The sequence below is a fragment of the Lactobacillus sp. WILCCON 0058 genome (genome assembly GCF_057198005.1).
In genome coordinates, this window is the sequence record NZ_JBUBHM010000001.1 from 1887246 (window position 1) to 1907715 (window position 20470).

At 48.2% G+C, this 20470-nt stretch carries 11 protein-coding genes and 1 tRNA gene; 3 read left to right on the plus strand and 9 right to left on the minus strand.

Translation table 11 applies throughout. The features are described from left to right. The 7 genes from glgB to ACYVUU_RS08760 form a co-directional block, all read right to left on the minus strand. Entirely contained in the window at nucleotides 1–1899 is a 1899-nt protein-coding gene (glgB, locus tag ACYVUU_RS08730; RefSeq protein ID WP_484500671.1) for a 1,4-alpha-glucan branching protein GlgB, read from the minus strand. 526 nt (nucleotides 1900–2425) lie between these two features. Further along, nucleotides 2426–2812, minus strand: coding sequence for a YkvA family protein (locus ACYVUU_RS08735; RefSeq protein ID WP_484500672.1), 387 nt, complete (start codon nucleotides 2810–2812; stop codon nucleotides 2426–2428). 14 nt (nucleotides 2813–2826) lie between these two features. Next, nucleotides 2827–3537: an acetolactate decarboxylase gene (gene budA, locus ACYVUU_RS08740; RefSeq protein ID WP_484500673.1), complete on the minus strand. Its 711-nt coding sequence runs from the start codon at nucleotides 3535–3537 to the stop codon at nucleotides 2827–2829. Between the two features lie 16 nt (nucleotides 3538–3553). After that, entirely contained in the window at nucleotides 3554–4081 is a 528-nt protein-coding gene (locus tag ACYVUU_RS08745) for a hypothetical protein (RefSeq protein WP_484500674.1), read from the minus strand. A gap of 169 nt (nucleotides 4082–4250) precedes the next feature. Continuing rightward, entirely contained in the window at nucleotides 4251–13448 is a 9198-nt protein-coding gene (locus tag ACYVUU_RS08750) for a mucin-binding protein (RefSeq protein WP_484500675.1), read from the minus strand. 411 nt (nucleotides 13449–13859) lie between these two features. Further along, the gene (locus tag ACYVUU_RS08755; protein ID WP_484499364.1) at nucleotides 13860–14678 is read right to left on the minus strand and encodes an oxidoreductase; all 819 of its coding nucleotides are present in this window, start codon (nucleotides 14676–14678) and stop codon (nucleotides 13860–13862) included. Nucleotides 14679–14813: 135 nt separating this feature from the next. Further along, nucleotides 14814–15647 carry a helix-turn-helix domain-containing protein gene (locus ACYVUU_RS08760; RefSeq protein ID WP_484500676.1) on the minus strand — a complete coding sequence of 278 codons (834 nt, stop codon included), beginning with the start codon at nucleotides 15645–15647 and terminating at the stop codon, nucleotides 14814–14816. Nucleotides 15648–15825: 178 nt separating this feature from the next. Between ACYVUU_RS08760 and gap the strand changes: the two genes are divergently transcribed. Next, complete coding sequence (gene gap / locus ACYVUU_RS08765; protein WP_484500677.1) at nucleotides 15826–16830, plus strand: type I glyceraldehyde-3-phosphate dehydrogenase; 1005 nt, start codon at nucleotides 15826–15828, stop codon at nucleotides 16828–16830. A 69-nt stretch (nucleotides 16831–16899) separates the two neighbouring features. Here the strand turns inward: gap and ACYVUU_RS08770 are convergent. Both ACYVUU_RS08770 and ACYVUU_RS08775 read right to left on the minus strand, forming a co-directional pair. Continuing rightward, nucleotides 16900–16972, minus strand: a tRNA-Thr gene (locus ACYVUU_RS08770). Nucleotides 16973–17075: 103 nt separating this feature from the next. Then, a complete protein-coding gene (locus ACYVUU_RS08775; protein ID WP_484500678.1) occupies nucleotides 17076–18365 on the minus strand; it encodes an alpha-amylase family glycosyl hydrolase in 1290 nt (429 codons plus the stop codon). 287 nt (nucleotides 18366–18652) lie between these two features. Here ACYVUU_RS08775 and ACYVUU_RS08780 point away from each other — a divergent pair, with 287 nt between their 5' ends. Further along, complete coding sequence (locus ACYVUU_RS08780; RefSeq protein ID WP_484500679.1) at nucleotides 18653–19888, plus strand: L-lactate MFS transporter; 1236 nt, start codon at nucleotides 18653–18655, stop codon at nucleotides 19886–19888. Between the two features lie 109 nt (nucleotides 19889–19997). Beyond that, entirely contained in the window at nucleotides 19998–20429 is a 432-nt protein-coding gene (locus ACYVUU_RS08785) for a helix-turn-helix domain-containing protein (protein WP_484500680.1), read from the plus strand. Nucleotides 20430–20470 lie beyond the last annotated feature (41 nt).

Below are 20470 nucleotides of genomic sequence, written 5' to 3' on the forward strand. Positions count from 1 at the left end.
TCAACGTTTCTTCGAACGCTTTCTCTTGATTGTTACCTGGTCAGGCTTGATGATCATGGCACTGAAGCCTGGCAGGTCAACAGAAATCTGGTAGTCGAAATCCTTGAATTTCTCCTCTGTGGTAGCCATTTCCTGTGGTTTCGCGGTCCAGTCGCCGCCAAATTCACTGCGTGAGCTGTTGAGGACCTCCTTATAGGTCCCGGGGTAAGGCACGCCGACTTTAAAGCCGTCGCGCTGAACCGGCGTGAAGTTGAGCAGAACGATCAGGAAATCATGCCGCACCTTTCCTTGTCTGATGAAGGAAAGGACGGACTGGTCGCGGTTGTCCGCGTCAATGATTTGGACTGACCGGTCTTCCTGTTCCAATTGCCACAAAGCCGGTTCATTCAAGTAAAAGTGGTTCAATTCCCGGTTGAACTTGAGCATCTTGGCGTTTAATTCATCACTTAAAGAAGACCACTCCAAGCCTTCTTGGTAGCGCCATTCCAGGTACTGGCCGAATTCCCCGCCCATGAAGAGCAATTTCTTGCCCGGGTAGGTCATCAGCATGGTGTTCAAGTTCCGCAGCTGAGCGAACTGGTCTGGCCGGGCGCCGAACATCTTGTTCATCAAGCTGCGCTTGCCGTGGACGACTTCGTCATGCGACAGCGGCAAGATGAAGTTCTCACTCATTCGGTACATGAATGAGAAAGTAGACAAGTCAAAGTTGTCTTTGCGGAAGTAAGGGTCCATGGAATAGAAGCGGAGCTCATCATTCATCCAGCCCATATTCCACTTGTAGTCAAAGCCCAGGCCCCCGTCTTCGACCCGGCCGGTGATCTTGACTTGAGAAGAACTTTCTTCCGCGATCAAGATTCTTTCCGGGTGCATCCCCTTGATCGTCTTGTTGAACTTGTGCAAGAATTCAATTCCTTCAATATTGCGGTTGCCGCCGTACTGGTCTGGCTTCCACTCGCCCGGTCCCCGGTCATAGTCGCGGTAAAGCATGTTGGACACCGCATCGACTCTGAGCCCGTCCAGATGGTAGTATTCCAGCCAGAAGAGGGCGCTTGACAAGAGGAATGACTGCACTTGCGGCTTGCCAAGGTCAAAGTTCAAGGCGCCCCAGCCCTTGTTCTGGGCCCGCCAACCTTCTTCAAATTCGTAGCAAGGTGTCCCGTCGTAGTAGGCCAAAGCATCGTTGTTAATGCAGAAGTGGCCTGGCACCCAGTCGGCCAGAACACCAATGTTTTCCTTGTGGCAGGCTTCCACGAAATCCTGCAGATCCCGCGGCTCTCCGTAAGCCCGCTCCAATGCAAAGTAGCCGGTGGTCTGGTAACCCCAGGAAGCATCCAGCGGGTGGGCAGTCAAAGGCAAGAATTCAATGTAGTTAAAGCCCTGTTCCTTAACGTAGGGAATCAATTCCTTTTGCAAGTCGCGCAAGGTATAAAGACTGCCGTCCTCATGCTGCTTCCAGGAGCTGGCATGCACTTCATAGATGTTGATTGGCCGGGCAAAGTGGTTTGACCGCTTATGCCAGCCAAACCAAGCCCCGTCAGTCCACCGTTTCTCCGGCAAGTTGCTTACCACGGCAGCGTTGCCTGGCCGGTGTTCATATTCCAGGGCCATCGGGTCAAATTTCATGACCTCTTCCCCGCCTGCTTGCTTGACTAAGAATTTGTAAAGCTGGCCAGGCTGGGCACGGTCAGTTTCAATAGACCAAACTCCATAAGCGTTTTGCCGCATGGGCAGGTCTTTCTCCCAATTGTTGAAATCGCTGACCAGCCAGACTTGCTGTGCTTTAGGCGCCCAGACGCGAAAGGCATAGCCATTTCCAGCCGCGTGACAGCCAAGATAATTTTGCAGATAAAATTCATTGCCAGCGGCAAAGTTCTGTAAATGTTGCTCCAGCTCGTCCATTTCTTACCTCACTTCCTATAAAAACATCACCATTTATTCATAAAGACATCAAATCATTTTCGCGTCAACGCTGTAAGCGTTTTTCGCCTACTTACATTATAAGCCTTTTTTGGTATTTTTCAGTATAAAAAATGACATTTCTCAAAAAAACGTTTTCTTTCTGCCAAAAGTAGATTTCATCTAGCTTCACGCTTATTTTTTGGTCGAAAAATCGAACGATTCGAGCAGCTTATAAAGTGTGTAGTTTTACAAATAAATGATACCATATTCTTATTTTGCTTTCATTTGATTGCTAAAACAATTTAAAGCGCTTTCTATATTGTGAATATTATGTTCTTTGCCATTTAAAGGCTGGGGCTTTTTCATATACTTGTATCGTATTTCTTTTTTCTAAAATTATTACATTCTTTCAATACTGTTTCAACAAGGATTTTGTACATTCCGAATCTGATAAACAAATAACGAGCGCCAGTAAGGGATATAAAATGAAAAGCCGCCGGCTAAGGCCGGCGGCTTTGTTAATCATTTAGTTATTAAGTCCTTGGTAGACCATTTTTCCAATCCAAAATAGGATGAATAACCAGAAAATAATAATCGGCAAGGCATAGTACCATTTCTTCGGTTTTCCGCTCTCCCACATCCCCTGGCTCTTGTCCAGACAGTCCTGCCAGACGTCTGCGGGAATCAACTTGATGGTCAAAGCAGCCAGAAGAGGCAGGATTAAAAGATCGTCTAAATAACCAATTACCGGGATAAAGTCGGGGATCAGGTCGACTGGGGACAAGGCATAGGCCACGGTCAAGAAGGCAAGGAGCTTGGCCAGCCAGGAGGTCCGCCGGTCTTTAAGGGCGAGAAAGAGGGCCGGGAGTTCAACTTTGACTCTGGCGGCCAGGGCTTGGAGCTTTTTCTTCATGATATCCTTTCGCTTTAATGTTCAGCCTGCTTGATCTGATCACCCAAGCTGGCGAGGTCAAAATCGGCCTGCATGAAGTCGGCGTTGCTAGTTGGCAGGTGGAGGTTAAAGTCACTAAAAGGCGTAAGGCTGAGCTCGCCTTCAGCCAGCTCTAGATCCAGAACGTGCCCGCCTAAGGCATGGTCGCCACTTAAATAGTGGAGGTGGAAACCACTGGAAGCAATCCCCTGGTAGAGGTCGGGAGCGTAGTAGCCGATTAAGGTGCCAGTCGTGTTTTTACCTTCAAAGATGGCCTGCTGGTCAGCAACTTCAGTTAAGCCTGGGTATGGCTTTTCCTGCTTGAAGACGGTCCGGGTCTTCATTTTGACAAAAGTGCCGGTGAGTTTAACGGCATAGAAGATATTGTTCATCCCCTGCCCTTTCAGATAGGCTTCAAGTTTTGGCAAAGATAAGCCACTTACCTTTTGGCCAGGACTTTTCTGGTCAAAGTGGACACAGGCAAAGGGCGTTTTGATGTTGCCGGACAGGGCTTCGACGGTCCCGTCCCGGCGGATGGTATAGGCTGTGCCGTCAAGGATGACCATTTCACCGTCCAGGCCGCTGCAGGTGCCGATTCCGCTATCGCCATGATTCAGTAATTCTTCGAGAGACATGGTCCCGTCAAAGAGGCCAGCGACCAGCATAGCTAATGTGCCGTGCTGGAAAAGTTTTGCTTCCTTGCTCATTTTTTCCTCCTAAAAACTAGTAATCAAGTTCGCCGGCATGGTGAATCTGCTGGCGGTGCTTCAAGTTAAAGCCAAGGGCCTCCAGGGCGTGGCTATTCTGCTGGTAGGTCAAGGCGAAGAGGTCGATCAAGCCGTCGTCGGTGTTCAGCTCGTAGACGAAGGCAGATTCGTTCTCGGGGATAAAGAGGGACTGGCGGCTTTCCAGAGTGTCGTCTTCTGAGAAAGAATAGTCATCGATCACACCCTGCAGAAGCAGGCAAGGTCCATCTTTTCTGCAGCCAGCAGGGATCGCCTGGTAGACCGCGTCTTGGTTGCGGCGGTTGTAGATGACGTCGACGTCAAAGTTTTCCCGGAGGTCAGCGCTATCGATAAAGAAGCGGTGTATCTGCCGGGCCTGCTGGTAAAAGGAGCGCCAGAAGGCAGCTTTTTCCTCTCCGCTTAAGCCAGCAAGTCTTTCAGAGATGCTGTAGCTCAGGATTTCGCTAGGATCAATCTCCAGCTCTTCCACATAGTCGTTGTCGTATTCATTGTTGTAGTCAGTCATTTTTATCACCCCGCCTTTTCTTAAATTACATAGTTATGCTTTAAAGCTCTTTTGTCAATCCTAAATATGTTAAGCCTGCGAAAAAACAGGAAAAAGACGAAAAAAAGACGTGACCTGTTAAAAAACAGAATCACGTCTTGAAAAGCAGTTAGCTTTTTAAAGAAAGAGATTAATTCTTGCGCTTCTTGTCGATAGCAAGACCGAGCAGAGCGGTCAAGGCCATTACGCCGAGGCCGAGGACTGACAGAGCACGGGACTTGTCAGTTGCTTCACCGGTCTGCGGCAGTTTGGCTTGCGCGTTTTGCTTCAGACTAGCCGTCTGCTTGCTTGAGCCAGTTGAGAAGGCAGTAGCGTTCGGAGTAGCTGGAGCGGTCTTGCCCTTCTTGCCTGGCAGGGTTGGACTGTTTGGACCAGTTGGCGCGGATGGAGCCCCCTTCTTGCCCGGCTTGTTCTTGCTTGGCTTAGACGGAGTCACGCTCTTAGTGTAAGGAACAGGAGTATCCTTGGTTGGGTCTTCCGGAGTTACCTTTGAAACGTCAGTCGTGTAGCCTAAGACATCTGGCGTTGGTTCATTTGGAAGCACCTTGGATGGATCGCTTGGATCGTTCTTGTAGCTTGGAGTTTCAGCACCTGGAATTGGGTTGCCGTCCTTGTCTACTGGAACAATCTTACCGATCTTCTTGTAGGTGAAGACGGCGGTCTTGTCGCTGTCACCAAAAGTACCAGTCGTGTCGGTCGTCTTAACCAATACGTAGCCAGTGATTACCTTGGCGTCTTTAGTAACGTCGTACTTGTCACCGGACTTGTAGTCAGTGCCCTTGGATACGCTAGATTCAAGATCATTGCCGTTTTCGTCCACGAACTTTTCAGTCAAGCCGTACTTAGCTGCTGGAGTTTCGTTCTTCGTGTAGACAACAGGAGTATCCTTAGTCGGATCTTCTGGAGTTACATTCGGAACATCGGTCTTGTAGCCTGGTACAGATGGAGTTGGTTCATTTGGAAGCACCTTGGATGGATCGCTTGGATCGTTCTTGTAGCTTGGAGTTTCAGCACCTGGAATTGGGTTACCCTTTGGATCTACTGGAACGATCTTACCAAGCTTCTTGTAAGTGAAGACTGCAGTCTTGTCACTCTTTTCGAAGGTACCAGTCGTATCAGTCGTCTTAACCAATACGTAGCCAATGATTACCTTGGCATCCTTGGTTACGTCGTACTTGTCACCAGACTTGTAGTCAGTGCCCTTGGATACACTAGGCACAAGGTCATTGCCGTTTTCGTCAACGAACTTTTCAGTCAAGCCGTACTTAGCTGCCGGAGTTTCATTCTTAGTGTAAGGAACCGGAGTATCCTTAGTTGGGTCTTCCGGAGTTACATTAGGAACATCAGTCTTGTAGCCTGGGACAGATGGAGTTGGCTCGTTTGGAACTACCTTGCTTGGATCATCTGGGTTGTTCTTGTAGGTCGGAGTGTCAGCACCTGGAATTGGGTTACCCTTTGGATCTACTGGAACGATCTTACCAAGCTTCTTGTAAGTGAAGACTGCAGTCTTGTCACTCTTTTCGAAGGTACCAGTCGTATCAGTCGTCTTAACCAATACGTAGCCAGTGATTACCTTGGCATCCTTGGTTACGTCGTACTTGTCACCAGACTTGTACTCAGTACCCTTGCTTTCGCTTGGTAACAGTTCGTTGCCTTCTTCGTCCACGAACTTCTCAGTCAAGCCGTACTTAGCTGCTGGAGTTTCGTTCTTCGTGTAAGGAACTGGAGTATCTTTAGTCGGATCTTCTGGAGTTACATTTGGAACGTTGGTCTTGTAGCCTGGGACAGAAGGAGTTGGCTCGTTAGGAACTACCTTAGATGGATCTTCTGGATCGTTATTGTAGGTCGGAGTGTCTGCGCCTGGGATTGGGTTACCCTTTGGATCTACTGGAACAATCTTACCAAGCTTCTTGTAAGTGAAGACTGCAGTCTTGTCACTCTTTTCGAAGGTACCAGTCGTATCAGTCGTCTTAACCAATACGTAGCCAGTGATTACCTTGGCATCCTTGGTTACGTCGTATTTGTCACCAGTCTTGTACTCAGTACCCTTGGATTCGCTTGGTGAAAGTTCATTGCCTTCTTCGTCCACGAACTCCTCAGTCAAGCCGTACTTATCCTGAGTGTAGACAACCGGAGTATCCTTGGTTGGATCTTCTGGCGTTACATTTGGTACATCAGTATTCCAACCTGGAACCGTTGGAGTTGGTTCATTTGGAGTTACCTTAGTTGGATCATCTGGATCGTTCTCGTAAGTTGGCGTGTCAGCGCCCGGAATTGGGTTGCCATTTGGATCTACTGGAATAATCTTGCCGACCTTCTTGTAGGTGAAGACAGCAAGCTTGCCACTATCCGTGAAGGTACCAGTCGTCCCTTCCGTCTTGACCAATACGTAGCCAGTGATCACCTTAGCGTCCTTAGTTACGTCGTACTTATCGCCAGTCTTGTAGTCGCTGCCCTTGTCGACGCTTTCTGCAAGTTCATTGCCTTCTTCGTCAACAAACTTTTCAAGCAGGCCGTACTTGGTTTCTGGGGTTTCGTTCTTGGTGTAAGGAACCGGAGTATCCTTAGTCGGGTCATCCGGAGTTACGTTTGGAACATCAGTCTTGTAACCTGGAACGCCTGGAGTTGGTTCGTTTGGAGTCACCTTAGTCGGGTCATCTGGGTCGTTCTTGTAGCTTGGCGTGTCGGCTCCTGGAATTGGGTTGTTATTTGGATCTACAGGGATAATCTTGCCGACCTTTTTGTAGATGAAGGTAGCGGTCTTGTCACTCTTGTCGAAAGTACCAGTCGTTTCATCCGTATCAACCAGAACGTAGCCAGTAATTACCTTAGCATCCTTAGTTACGTCGTACTTGTCACCAGTCTTGTACTCAGTACCCTTGCTTTCGCTTGGCGCAAGTTCGTTGCCGTCTACATCGACGAACTTCTCAGTCAAACCATACTTATCTTGAGTGTAGACAACTGGCTTATCCTTGGTTGGATCTTCTGGAGTTACGTTTGGAACATTAGTCGTCCAACCTGGAACCGTTGGAGTTGGTTCGTTTGGAGTTACCTTAGTTGGATCATCTGGGTCATTCTTGTAGCTTGGAGTTTCAGCACCTGGGATCGGGTTGTTATTTGGATCTACAGGGATAATCTTACCAACTTTCTTGTAGATGAAGGTAGCAGTCTTGTCACTCTTGTCAAAAGTACCAGTCGTTTCATCCGTGTCAACCAGAACGTAGCCGTTAATTACCTTGGCATCCTTAGTTACGTCGTACTTGTCACCAGTCTTGTATTCAGTACCCTTGGATTCGCTTGGAACAAGTTCATTGCCGTCTACATCGACAAACTTCTCAGTCAAGCCGTATTTAATTTCCGGAGTCTTGACGTAAACAACTTCAGTATCTTTAGCTGGATCCTTCGGCGTTACCTTATCACCAACCTTGTTGTCTCTTGGCTGGTAGCCATCAACCTTTGGAACAGTTGGGTCTACAACCTTGGTTGGGTCACTTGGATCAGTCTTGTAAGTTGGCGTATCAGTGTCCTTAATGTGAACACCTTCTTCGTCAACTGGGATCAGCTTGCCATTTGGCGTGTAAGTTACAGTTGCTTCAACATCTGGATTATCCGGAGTTGCCGTCAAGCCACCTTCACTCTTCTTGTTGGCGTGGTAGCCTTCAACTACTGGAGTATCTTCAAAGCCGAAGGTCTTAGTGCCTTCCCATGCACTAGTTTCAAGCACCTTGCCAGTTACCTTGTCAATCGTAACTGTCCGCGTGAAGGCATCCTTTTGAGTTTGAACCTTGTCAGCTGGAGTCTTGTCACCTGCACCTACGTAGTGAATGGTTTGGGTAGCGTCCTTAACCAGGTTCTTCCGGTCAGTTTCTTCACCATAAACTGGACTGTTCGGGTCATTAGGGTTGATCGGGTTACCTGGAGTTACTGGGTTCGGGTCATTTGGCGTGATGGTTTGAGTCTTGTGCTTCAGGTGAACTTCAAAGTTGTTGCCTTCTTTAGCGTAAACTGTGCTGCCGTCTGTGAAGTCGTTAGAAACCAGTTCGTAGCCCTTGTTTTCGTAGTATTCTATTTCCTTTGCAGTAGTGTAGTTGATCTTTGAACCAACCTCACCGCTTGGCAGAGCATCTTCATCAAGAGTGACTTTTGTCGTATCGTCAATGTACTTGATCGTACCAGATACAACCATCGGGTTATTGCTGTAGACAACCTTTTCAGTCAAGTCAGCTTGGCCTGGCACTACAGTTTCCTTAGCTACAGTGTCCTTGTCAACATGGTCAAAGCCAAGAGTCGTTGGATCAGCTGACTTAACTTCACTAAGATCCGCATTCAATGGCTTCCAAGCACGGTTAGCATCAACAGTGTCAACCTTACCGTCTTTGTTAGTATCGTAACCAAGGATCTTGCCAGTTACCTTATCAACGATTGCAGTCCGCTCAAACGTTACAATTTGTACGTATGAACTCTTGCCATCTGGAGAACCGTTGACTGGGTTGTCCTTAGCGTCAACATATTTGATCGTCCGGGTAACAGTATCCTTCAAGTCTTTCTCAGTTAAGCCTTCTGGATAAGTTACGTTACCACCCGGGATGATCGGCTCGCCTGGGTTCTTCGGATCTTCTGGCGTTACTGGGACAGTTTGGTGGCCATAGTATACAGTCACTACAGTGTCCTTGGTTGAGCCATCAACATTTACAGCTGCTACAGTTTCTTTGTCTGGAGCAGTATAGCCATGACTGGACAGATCAGCTGACTTTTGTTCATCCCAAGATCCAATAACCTTGTAACTGTCGTCAAGGGTGTAGCTAGTGCCATCTACTGAGACAGTACCGTAACCAATCTTGTTGCCCTTGCTGTCATAAATTACTGACCGGGTCAAAGTAGCAGTTTGAGTTACTGAAGGTTCAAGTTCTGATGGAATTGCCTTGCCAGTTACTGAGTCAACGTAGTTGATAGTTCTAGTAACAGTCTTAGTTTCTTCATCCTTGAGCGTGTACGTGATCTTACTGTATTTTACAGTAACCACACTATCCCCTTGACCTGGAGTAACTACCAGATCCGGAACAACAGGAGTATCAACCTCATCGTAGCCCAATAACTTTGGATCTTTTGATTGAGCCTCTAACAAGGTCTTCTTAGTTGGCGTCCATGCTTGATCGGCTTTGGTGGTATCAACTTTGTCATCACCATCAGTATCGTAACCGAGGATCTCACCAGTTACCTTATCGACAATAGCGGTCCGAGCGAATTCTGCAGTTTGTTCATATCTGCTGGTACCATCAGGTGAACCATTAACCGCATTGTCTTTATCGTCAATGTAGACAATCGTCCGGGTAACAGTATCCTTCAAGTCCTTTTCAGTCAAGCCTGCTGGGTAAGTTACATCCCCGCCAGGAATGATCGGCTCGCCTGGGTTCTTCGGATCTTCTGGCGTTACTGGGACAGTTTGGTGGGTCAAGTGAACAACAAAGTCATTGCCTGTCTTAGCATAAGTTTGAGTACCATCGGTAAAGTTGTTTGAAACGAGCGCGTAGCCCTTAGCTTCGTATTTCTTGATCTTGTCTGCAGTAGTGTAGTTGATAGTTGAACCTACAGTACCCTTTTCAAGATCTTCGCTGCTTAAGGTTTGACCAGTAATATCATCAACGTACTTGATGGTACCAGTTACAACTTGAACATAAGGCACTTCAGTATCCTTGGATGGATCTTCTGGAGTTACCTTGTCGCCAACCTTGTTGCTCTTCGGCGTGTAGCCATCTACGTCTGGAACAGTTGGATCCAAGACCTTGGTTGGGTCTGTTGGATCAGTCGTGTAAGTTGGCGTGTCAGTACCTGGGATTTGCTTGCCGTCTTCATCAACTGGGACCAGCTTGCCGTTTGGAGTGTAGGTTACGGTTGCTTCTACATCTGGGTTATCGACAGTTGCGGTCAAACCACCAGCAGCCTTCTTGTCTGCGTGGTATCCGTCAACTACTGGAGTATCTTCAGTACCAAAAGTCTTAGTGCCAGTCCAACCAGTGCTCTTGGTTACTTCGCCAGTTACCTTATCAATCGTGTCAGTCTTGCTAAAGGCATTCTTCTGAGTTTGAACCTTGTCAGCTGGAGTCTTATCACCAGCACCAACGTAGTGGATAGTTTGAGTTGCATCCCTATAAGTTGTTTTTTCTTCAGTTGCGTGCTTCAAGTGAACAACAAAGTCGTTGCCAGTCTTAGCATAGGTTTGCGTACCATCAGTAAAATTGTTTGAAACAAGTTCATAGCCTTGAGCTTCGTAGCTCTTAATCTCGTCTTCAGTCTTGTAGTCGATGACTGAACCGATCTTACCAGCCTTCAAATTGTCGCTGTCAAGTTCTTTACCGGTAGTATCGTCAATGTACTTAATCGTGCCTGAAACAGGGTTGTTGCTGTAAGTTACGGTAACAGGAGTAACAGCTTGATCTGGCGTAACTACGAGTGATTCAACAGTAGACTTGTCGACATTGTCGTAGCCTACTTCGCTAGGCTTCTTCGAATCAACCGCCGCCAAAGTCTTTTCGGTTGGCATCCATGCACGGTCTGCACTTTCAGTGTCGACCTTGCCATCGTTGTTAGTGTCGTAACCAAGGATCTTGCCAGTTACCTTGTCAACGATAGCAGTCCGAGTGAATTCAGCAGTTTGTTCGTATGAGCTAGTACCATCTGGCGAACCGTTAACTGCGTTGCCGTCTTCGTCAACGTAGTTGATAGTCCGAGTTACACTAGCATTCAAGTCATTCTTTGACACGCCATCTGGATAAGTCACATCACCCTTAGGGTTAATCTTGTCAGTAGTAGTCTTCGGATCCGTTGGCTTTACCGGCGTAGTCTGGTGGCCATAGTATACCTTTTCCGTCACATCGGTAGTATTGTGATCAACCGTTACCGCAGCAATTGAAGCTCTGTCTGGTGCAGTGTAGCCGTAGTCTGACAGATTTGCAGAGTCCTGTTGAGTCCAGGTTTTCTGTTCAATCGTGTAACTTGAACCATCAGCTGAAACGGTACCATAACCAATGAAGTTGTTTTGGTCATCGTAGATCTTGTTTCCAGTCAACGTTACGCTCTGTTTAACCGTCGGCTCTAAGTTCTCTGGAATCGGGTTGCCAGTCACACTGTCATAGTATTTGATCGTCCGAGTTACTGTCTTAGAATCACCTGCTTCAGTGTGATATTTAACCTGTTCGTATACGTAGTAAACGTCGTTAACCGTGTTGGAAATGATCGTACCAGTAGCGTCTGATGGGGTCAAAGTGTAAGTATAGCCATTGACGTCAGTCGTTCCTGCAGTCCCCAAAGACTTGTCACTCTTAACATAACGATAAGTCTTACCGTTCACAGTAATGGTTGCTGGTCTGTAAGTTGAGCCGGTTACATCATAAGTATCAGAATTCTTATACGCAGAATTCTTATACGCAGTGACTGGCGTTTGGATTGCCGTACCATCACTAGTTACGTAGTTTACTCGTACTTGGCCTTGTGGAGCGTAGTAGTAGTCAACTGGAGATTGACCTTCTGGGTTAATGTTGAGCAATAACCAGTTAAATACGTACTTGCCCACCATTTGCTCATCGGTAAAGCCAGCAGCCTTGACCGCTTCGTCTGGAATAGCAAATGCTCCCTTTTCGTGAGAACCATTATAATTTGCAAGATTATTACCAGTAGTAGACCATTCACCAGGCTTCAGCTCTTCACTAGTAAAGACAACCTTCCAAACGTCAGGATTATTAATATCATCAAGGCTCGCACCATTTAGAGCCATGCGAATACTGATAATGCTACTACCGTCAGTACTCGTGATCAAACTCGTCCGAACCATTTGAATGTAATTTGAATACTTTCTTGGAGTTGGAACTAAAAGATCACCGACTGTATAGCTACGCTTTAAAGTGCTAGTTGTTTCAGAAGGGACGGATACCAAGTCATAACCAACGAAATAACGCAGACCTGACGCGGTATAGATTGAACCCGGTCTACCGGTTTCATCGTATGTTGCTAATACAGTTTCGTTACCGGCAGCGTCCTTTGCAATGTAGCGTGTTTCAATAGTACTTGCATCCGGATAATTGAAACTGATAGAGGTCCCAGAAGTTTGATTATCGCTGTCTGCTTGATATACAGCCGTAGAGTACATTGGACCATTATTAGCATCAATTGGGCTGGCATCAAATTTAATAGCCTTTGTAGTTACACCATTGACAACATTTTCTGCATATGAGTATTGGAACGGATTACCGTTTGTAGAATTTAATGCATCAATGGTCTTGTTTAAATCACCCGGCTTGGCTGAGCTTTCCCAAAGAACTGTGTCTTGATCAGCGTCAACCAATTGAATATAAACAGTATCATCATATACCCCATTGGTAGCTTTAGCAGCCGTTGATACCCGGATGTAGTAATTGACATTATACGTTTGGTTATAGCTGGTATAGCCAGATTGATTAATTGGCCCTAAGCTAAGAATCCCAAAAGTGTAACGTCCCTCAGTTGGGTCAGCCTTGTAGCCACTAGGAATCTTTTTTGCAGAGTTGTCAAGTAACAGACTTGCCCCGTTGGCATCACTCATCGCTGGATCAACATCGCTGTCAGTCAGCCCCTTTGCTTTGCCTTCAGTAGTAATCTCACCGCTTGAAGAAGCCGCATCATCCGTAGAAGTTGTGGTGTCAGTCGTAGCCGTAGTAGCCGCTGCCAACTTTACTGACTTAAGTGCTGAAGCCTTAGCCACCTTAGAAGCAGTCAAAGCATTAGCGTCAGCTGTTTCGCTAGTGGCCGTTTGCTCTTGACTATTTTCTTCGCTGGTGGCCGTGGCTGGAGTCGTGCTTTCACTGATAGCCGTACTTGCCTTTTCACTAGCTTCACTCGTTGCAGTGCTGGTCTTACTTGCTTCACTAGTTGCGGTGCTCTCCTTAGCCGCTTCACTAGTAACCGTTTCCTTACTTGCAGTTTCACTGCTTAGAGTCGTTTCTGCCGCTGCTGACTCACTAGTCGCGGTTGAGTTTACAGCTTCGCTGGCCGTACTTGCTGCTTCACCAGTCGCATTGCTGCTTGCTTCGCTAGTCGCCGTAGAAACAGTAGCTTCACTAGCTGCAGTCGTCTGAGCACTACTTGCCTTATCCGTGCTCGTCACCTTAGTCTCAGTAACCGTTACTGCCGACTGGTCTGTCGTATCCGCTGATACAGGACTCCCCCAAGCATAAGTCAAAAAAGACAAGCCCAGCAAAACTGAAGCGGCACCAAAGCTGTATTTTCTGATACTAAAACGCTGCTTGGAGTCGCTCATTCGTTGTTCTTGAAGATGCCGATTGTTCTTTGATAACATGCTTACACCTCTTAGACAAAACTAGCCATTTTCTAGAAATAGCTCACAACAGGTTCACTTGCCATCACTCATCCAAATTGTATTGAGCAATTAGCCAACTCTATAGCCTATATTTTCCACACAGAAGTACACACATTTAGTCATAAAATTTCTGCATCCCTCTCTCTCGTCATAATTTCTCACTAAACTTTTTTCTTCAAATTTAGAATAGCTTACTATACCTAAGATAAAATAGTCATCATTATTTAATTCACCACGAGTTAGCTATGTCTTAAGTACATGCTTATCCTATTTAAGTCTATTTTACCGCCTTTTCATTTCTTTGTTAACCGGTTACACTAATGATTTTCATGCAAAATCTAAGTAAAAAATAAAAATCCATAAGCTTACCTGCTTATGGATTCACAAATATTAAGATGCGTGAGTTATAATGAAATCAAAAGCTCTGGTTGGCAAAATAGCGTGCGCGAAGACCAATGGCTTGGCCCCAAAACCAATCAAATAACGAGGGCGTGGCCGGCGAGCGTTAACTGCCCGGCTGATCGCCCGAGTCACAACCTTTGGGTTGCTCATCATGTTGCCGCTGTACTGCTTGTGCATCCCTGCCGCAACCTTATTGGCAGTCTCTTCATAAGCGCCGCCCTTGGCTGATTCTGCCAGGTGATCAGCCGCGATATGGCCCCAGTTGGTCTTAATGCCGCCTGGCTCAATCAATACAACGTTGATCCCAAACTGCTTGGTTTCCATCCGCAGGGCGTCGCTGAAGGCTTCAACCGCGTACTTAGTCGCGTGGTACCAGCCGCCCATGAAGGAAACAATCCGGCCGCCCATGGAAGAAATGTTGATGATGGTTCCTAAATGCTGAGCCCGCATGTATGGCAAAACTGCCTTAGTCAAAGCTGCCAGACCAAAGAGGTTGACGTCAAACTGCCTTTTAGCTTCAGTCAAGTCCACGTCTTCGATCGCGCCATAGCTGCCGTAACCCGCGTTGTTGACCAAAACATCGATGCGGCCTTCCTGGTTGATGATCTCTTCAATCGCTTCTCTGCAGGAGCTTTCATCAGTCACGTCTAGGTGAATTGGGGTTACCCCGTATTCCTTCAAAGACACCATCTTTTCTACCCGGCGGGCTGCCCCGTAGACCTTGTTGCCCTGCTGAGCTAATTTCTTGGCAGTTTCGTAACCCATCCCGCTGCTGGCACCAGTAATCAAAATAACTTTCTTTTCCATCTTCATTTACCTAGCTTTCTCTTGGCTTATTTTCTTAATTTCTGCTTCGTCTCTTGATTTGATGATTACAGTATATCTGCTCTAAGCAAAAAGCAGAACATCACTAGATGCCAGGGTAAAATCAATTCGTGCCATTCAAACTCTTTCAGCCGCCTGCCTGGTCTGCTGGCGGTAAGAAGTCGGCGACAGGCCCTTTTTAGCGGTAAAAATCCTGATGAAATAGGTATCATAGTCAAAGCCGACCGCCTCAGCAATTTCCACTACCTTCATTCCGGTGTGCGTAAGCATCTGCGCGGCAATCTTCATCCGGTACCTGGTTAGGTACTCCATGGCCGTGCAGCCAAAGCGGTCTTTAAAAAGCTGGTTCAAAGTCACCCGGTTGATGCAGGCTTGTCTGGTCAGATCCTCCAGGCTGATTTTTTCATAGTAAGCCGAATAGATGTAGCTCAAAGCCAGGCTGACCGGGTCTTCCGCGGTCAAAGCGCTCAAATCCTCCGCCATGCTCAAGATCTGAATCAGGTACTTTTTGATCCTGCAGCACCACAACTCATCGCTCTGGGCTGCCACCTCCATCCCCATGATAAAGAACCATTCCCGGATCTGCTCGTAGATCTTATTTGGCAGCTCCCAGTATTTCTGCCTGGCATCCTTGGCAAACAGACGCTGGCCGGTCTTGAGCGCCAGATGGAATTCCTGGTCCGGCTCACGGCTGAACGGAGCCGTCTTCAAAAAAGCCTCGTCAAAGCTGAAGGACTGGGCCGCGAAATCCCCGCTGGCCGTCACCCGATCGGCCTCATTTAAGAAAAGCAGGGCCGGGGCCTTGACGGTAGCCGATTGGCCATTGATCTTCATTTTCGCCTTGCCATGAGTCAGCAAGGCCAGGCTCATAGCCCGGGGCGTCTCCAGGACGGCGACCGGCTTAAATTCAATATTCAGCACCCGGTCCTTGTAGCGGTCTTTTTGCGGCATGACTTCCTCCTTAATTGACAGATTGTATAGTTCCTTTTTTCATATTCTTTATTATAAAACATCCAGCGCGTTCGTATAATGATAATCGTAAAGGCCAGCCAATCAAGCCGTTTCTCGGAACTATGAAGCAAACGGCGGCTAGCCGGAATTCGGATAAGAATCAAGGAGGATTACAAATATGTCAGTAAAAGTTGCCATCAATGGTTTCGGCAGAATCGGCCGTCTGGCCTTCCGGCAAATGTTTGGAGCTGAAGGCTATGAAGTAGTAGCCATCAACGACTTGACCAGCACGGAAATGCTGGCCTACCTGCTGAAATATGATACTACCCACGGCCAGTTCCCAGGTGACGTTTCATATAACGACCATGCCCTTCTCGTCAACGGGCAGGAAATCTCAGTCTACGCTGAAAAAGATGCCAGCAATTTACCTTGGGGCGAATTACACGTTGACGTTGTGCTGGAATGCACCGGCTTCTACACTTCCAAGGAAAAAGCCAGCGCCCACCTGCAAGCCGGCGCCCGCAAGGTCGTCATTTCCGCTCCAGCTGGCAAGGATCTGCCAACTATCGTCTATAACGTCAACCACCAAACTTTGACAGCTGACGACAAGATCATCTCTGCTGCTTCTTGCACCACCAACTGCCTGGCCCCGATGGCCCAAGCCTTGAACGAACTGGCTCCCGTTACGGCCGGCGTCATGACCACCATCCATGCCTACACCGGTGACCAAATGCTTTTGGATGGGCCGCAGAGAAAGGGCGTTTTGCGCCGGTCAAGAGCTGCTGGGCAAAACATCGTACCTGCATCTTCCGGTGCCGCTAAGGCTATCGGCCTGGTTATTCCTCAGCTGGACGGCAAATTGACTGGGGCAGCCCAAAGAGTGCCAGTAGCCACCGGGTCTTCCACTATCCTGGATGCCGTAGTCGACGGCGTGGTCACCGCTGAAGAAGTCAACGCTAAGATGAAGGCCAGTGAAACTGAATCTTTTGCCTACAACACTGACGAAATCGTTTCTTCAGACATCATCAACTCCCGGGCCGGGTCAATCTTTGATGCCACCCAAACCAAGACTATCCCAATGCCTGAAGGCAAGACCCTGGTTCAAGTCGTCAGCTGGTACGACAACGAAAATTCATACACTTCACAGATGGTGCGCACTATTCGTTACTTCGCCCAACTGTAAGTCTGCATCCCTCTTTAAGAACAACAAAAAGTCCGCTGCGTTTGCAACGGACTTCTTTGATACTCTGAGTGCCAATTATTGGAATCGAACCAACGACCTTCTCTTTACGAGGGAGATGCTCTACCAACTGAGCTAAATTGGCAATTTATCAACTCTTTCATTATAGCAAACAATCTGCTTTTGTCAAAAAAGTTTTCGCCAATTCTCGCAAAAAATCTGTCTACTTTAGGCCGCCTTCTCAGCTCTTATTTCTCAATAATTGTAATCTCGCCGATCCTCATGACTCCTTCGTAAACCTGGACGCTGCTGCCATCATAAAGGTTCTTGTAAATTCCTTCTGGCAGCTGGGTCGGAATCGCCTGCTTCTTGCCAGTCATATTAAACAAGCCGATCAGCTGCTCTTCTTCTTCGCCTTCACCCAGGCTGTGGACTGCTTCAAGAACGCCCTTTCTGACCTCTTTAGCCTCATAGCTGCCCTTGGCCATGATTGGCAGCTGCTTGATTTCATGCATCTTCTTTAAGAGGTCAGTCAAGTCAAGATCGCCGCTCCAGTCAACCGGGTCCTTGTCAAACAGGGTCACGTGGTGGGCATCCCCTTTTTCTTCCCCATTGTAGAGCAGCATGGCCCCCTTCATGAAGTAGATAAAGGCCGTCATTGCCCGCAAAGACGCCGGATCATCAATCATCCCGTGGGCCCGGACCACGTCATGATTTTCCAAAAAGTGCGCCTTGACGTAGTTTTCCGGGTAGACCCCCTCTTGCCGGTTAAGACCAGCCAGGTAGTCAGTCAAGTCCTTTTGCCCCAAAAGCGCTGCTCTGAGGTCTGGGTAGATGTCATAGTCATAGGTCATGTCAAAAGCCTGGTAGAGCTCAGAATCTGACCCGCCGACTGCTCCCTTGCTTCTCAAAAAGCGGATAAAGTCCGGAGCACCGGATTCAGCCAGCCAAATAGCCCCTGGCCGCACCTTGGCCACTTCTTCTCTGGCATATTTCCAGAAGTCCACCGGCACCATTGGGGCCACGTCACAGCGGAAGCCGTCCACGTACTTGGCCCACATGACCAAAGTCTCCGCCTGATACTGCCACAGGTCCTTATGGCTGTAGTCTAAGTCGATAACGTCGCTCCAGTCGCCCACCTTGTTGCCGAAGCTGCCGTCTTTCTTGTGGTAGAACCAGTCCGGGTGCTCCTTAGCCAAGACTGAGTCTGGTGAAGTGTGGTTGTAGACGCAGTCGATGATGATCTTCATCCCCTTGGCGTGGACGTCGTCACACAGGCGCTTGAAGTCCTCCATGGTCCCGTATTCCGGGTTGATGGCCCGGTAGTCGGAAATCGCGTATGGTGAACCCAGGCTTCCCTTCCGCTTCTTCTTGCCTGACGGCTGGATTGGCAAAAGCCAGATGATATCCGTCCCCAAATCCTTGATCCGGTCCAAATCCTTCCGGACCCCTTCAAAATTGCCCTCTGGCGAGTAGTTTCTGACAAAAATGCTGTAAATCATTTGCTTGCGCAAGTCGATCTTGGTATCGCTAGCCATTTTTTCCTCCTTGGCCTGTGGCCACTTTTTTCTCACCCTTCTATCTTAGCGGTTTTCCTAAGCGCTTTCACATTTTCCGGTCATGTTACCGGTAACTCTTTTTTAAAAAAGCGTCCTAGATTTAGTAGCATGTTTAGCGTTTCCAGCACAAGATCTTGAAAATTTCACCTTGTCCTTACATTGCTGACATGGTATCCTTAACACATCGAATAATATTGACCCTATTTAAGAATATTGTTCGTGTATTGTCTAAAAGTCCAAAGATTAATAAGGAGAATATCTTAACAATGAAGACTAATCGTTACATTGTTGCTTTGGCGGGGGTCATGCTGCATCTGATGATCGGCTCAGTATACGCTTGGAGCGTCTACACTAAGCCAATCGCGGCACAGACCGGCTGGAGCGAATCATCAGTTGCATTTGCATTTAGTTTGGCCATCTTCTTTTTGGGGATGTCCGCGGCTTTCATGGGCCGCCTGGTTGAAAAATTCGGCCCGACCTTGACCGGGACTGTTTCCGCCATCCTTTACGGGAGCGGGATTGCCTTGACTGGCCTGGCTGTTCAAAGCCAGCAGCTCTGGCTCTTGTACGCTTCATACGGCGTCATCGCTGGTCTGGGCCTGGGTGCCGGCTACGTCACCCCGATCTCAACCATCATCAAGTGGTTCCCGGATAGACGTGGCTTGGCAACTGGCCTGGCCATCATGGGCTTCGGCTTTGCCGCTCTTTTGACCAGCCCAATTGCCCAATTCCTGATGTCCAGCGTTGGCTTGGCGGGTACCTTCTACATCTTGGGGGCCGGCTACTTCCTGGTCATGATCGTTTCTGCCCAGTTCATCAAGCGGCCAAGTGCAAAAGACCTGGCCAACTTCAAGAGCGAAGACAAGGAAGCTGTTTCCTTAACCGGCGGCCTGCAAATGACGGCCAACCAGGCACTGAAGACCAAGACCTTCTACCTGCTTTGGTTCATGTTCTTTATCAGCATCACCTGCGGGATCGCCCTGGTCTCTGCCGCTTCACCGATGGCCCAGGAATTGACTGGGATGAGCGCGGCTACTGCCGCTGTCATGGTCGGCATCATCGGCCTCTTCAACGGCTTTGGCCGCTTGATTTGGGCAACCTTGTCCGACTACATCGGCCGGCCTTTGACCTACAGCTTGATCTTTGTCGTTGACATGGCTATGTTTGTGATCTTGATCTTCACCCACTCACCATTTGTCTTCGCTGTAGCCCTCAGCCTGCTCATGTCCTGCTACGGGGCCGGCTTCTCAGTTATCCCGGCTTACCTGGGCGACATCTTCGGCACTAAAGAGCTCGGCGCCATCCACGGGTCCATCTTGACCGCCTGGGCAGCGGCCGGCATGGTTGGCCCGCTCCTGCTCTCCTTCACCCACGAAGTTTTGCAGAGCTACTACATCACCCTGGCCGCCTTCATCGTCCTGGCCGGCCTGGCTCTTTGCGTCTCCTTCCTGGTTCAGCGTGAATTTGCCAAGCTGACCGACCTGGCTGACGAATTAGATTAACGAATTTTCAAGTTCCTGCTTAGGCGGGAACTTTTTCTTTTCCCCGCGAGCTTTTAGCCAGGCTAGAGGCTATAATATTATAGAAGAGAGATTGATGAGGGGGAAAAACATGATGCTTCCAAGCAAGTTGCGCGACCTGCGCAAGAAGCATGGCTTAAGCCAAAAAGAATTAGCGGAAAAATTAATGACCACGCAAGCCAACGTGGCCAGCTGGGAAAACGGCGACAGCGTGCCCGACATATCTTACATTGCCAAACTGGCGGTTTTATACGACGTGTCAGCTGACTACCTGCTAAAAGACGACAAGCAAGAAGGCCAGACCATCGAACCAGGCGAAGAGATGGACCGGCCGAACAAGAAAGATGCTGATCCTAAGCGCCTGGGCAGGATCAACAGCATCTACTGGACTATCGTTATCGCCGTCTACCTGCTGGCCAGCATCGCGACCGGCCGCTGGTCTACCAGCTGGGTCCTCTTTATTTTAGGGGGCGCCATCTGGCTCATCGGGGCTGGTTTTCACTGGATCAATTCGACTAAATAACAAAGGAGCTGCTTCTTAACTAGAAGTCAGCTCCTTTTGCT

What these genes read in the sequence shown, in the direction of transcription:
- ACYVUU_RS08750 (WP_484500675.1), bottom strand. Translation starts at nt 13,448, where the DNA reads ATGTTATCAAAGAACAATCGGCATCTTCAAGAACAACGAATGAGCGAC.
- ACYVUU_RS08785 (WP_484500680.1), top strand. Translation starts at nt 19,998, where the DNA reads ATGATGCTTCCAAGCAAGTTGCGCGACCTGCGCAAGAAGCATGGCTTA.
- ACYVUU_RS08745 (WP_484500674.1), bottom strand. Translation starts at nt 4,081, where the DNA reads ATGACTGACTACAACAATGAATACGACAACGACTATGTGGAAGAGCTG.
- budA (WP_484500673.1), bottom strand. Translation starts at nt 3,537, where the DNA reads ATGAGCAAGGAAGCAAAACTTTTCCAGCACGGCACATTAGCTATGCTG.
- ACYVUU_RS08780 (WP_484500679.1), top strand. Translation starts at nt 18,653, where the DNA reads ATGAAGACTAATCGTTACATTGTTGCTTTGGCGGGGGTCATGCTGCAT.
- gap (WP_484500677.1), top strand. Translation starts at nt 15,826, where the DNA reads ATGTCAGTAAAAGTTGCCATCAATGGTTTCGGCAGAATCGGCCGTCTG.
- ACYVUU_RS08735 (WP_484500672.1), bottom strand. Translation starts at nt 2,812, where the DNA reads ATGAAGAAAAAGCTCCAAGCCCTGGCCGCCAGAGTCAAAGTTGAACTC.
- ACYVUU_RS08755 (WP_484499364.1), bottom strand. Translation starts at nt 14,678, where the DNA reads ATGGAAAAGAAAGTTATTTTGATTACTGGTGCCAGCAGCGGGATGGGT.
- ACYVUU_RS08760 (WP_484500676.1), bottom strand. Translation starts at nt 15,647, where the DNA reads ATGCCGCAAAAAGACCGCTACAAGGACCGGGTGCTGAATATTGAATTT.
- glgB (WP_484500671.1), bottom strand. Translation starts at nt 1,899, where the DNA reads ATGGACGAGCTGGAGCAACATTTACAGAACTTTGCCGCTGGCAATGAA.
- ACYVUU_RS08775 (WP_484500678.1), bottom strand. Translation starts at nt 18,365, where the DNA reads ATGGCTAGCGATACCAAGATCGACTTGCGCAAGCAAATGATTTACAGC.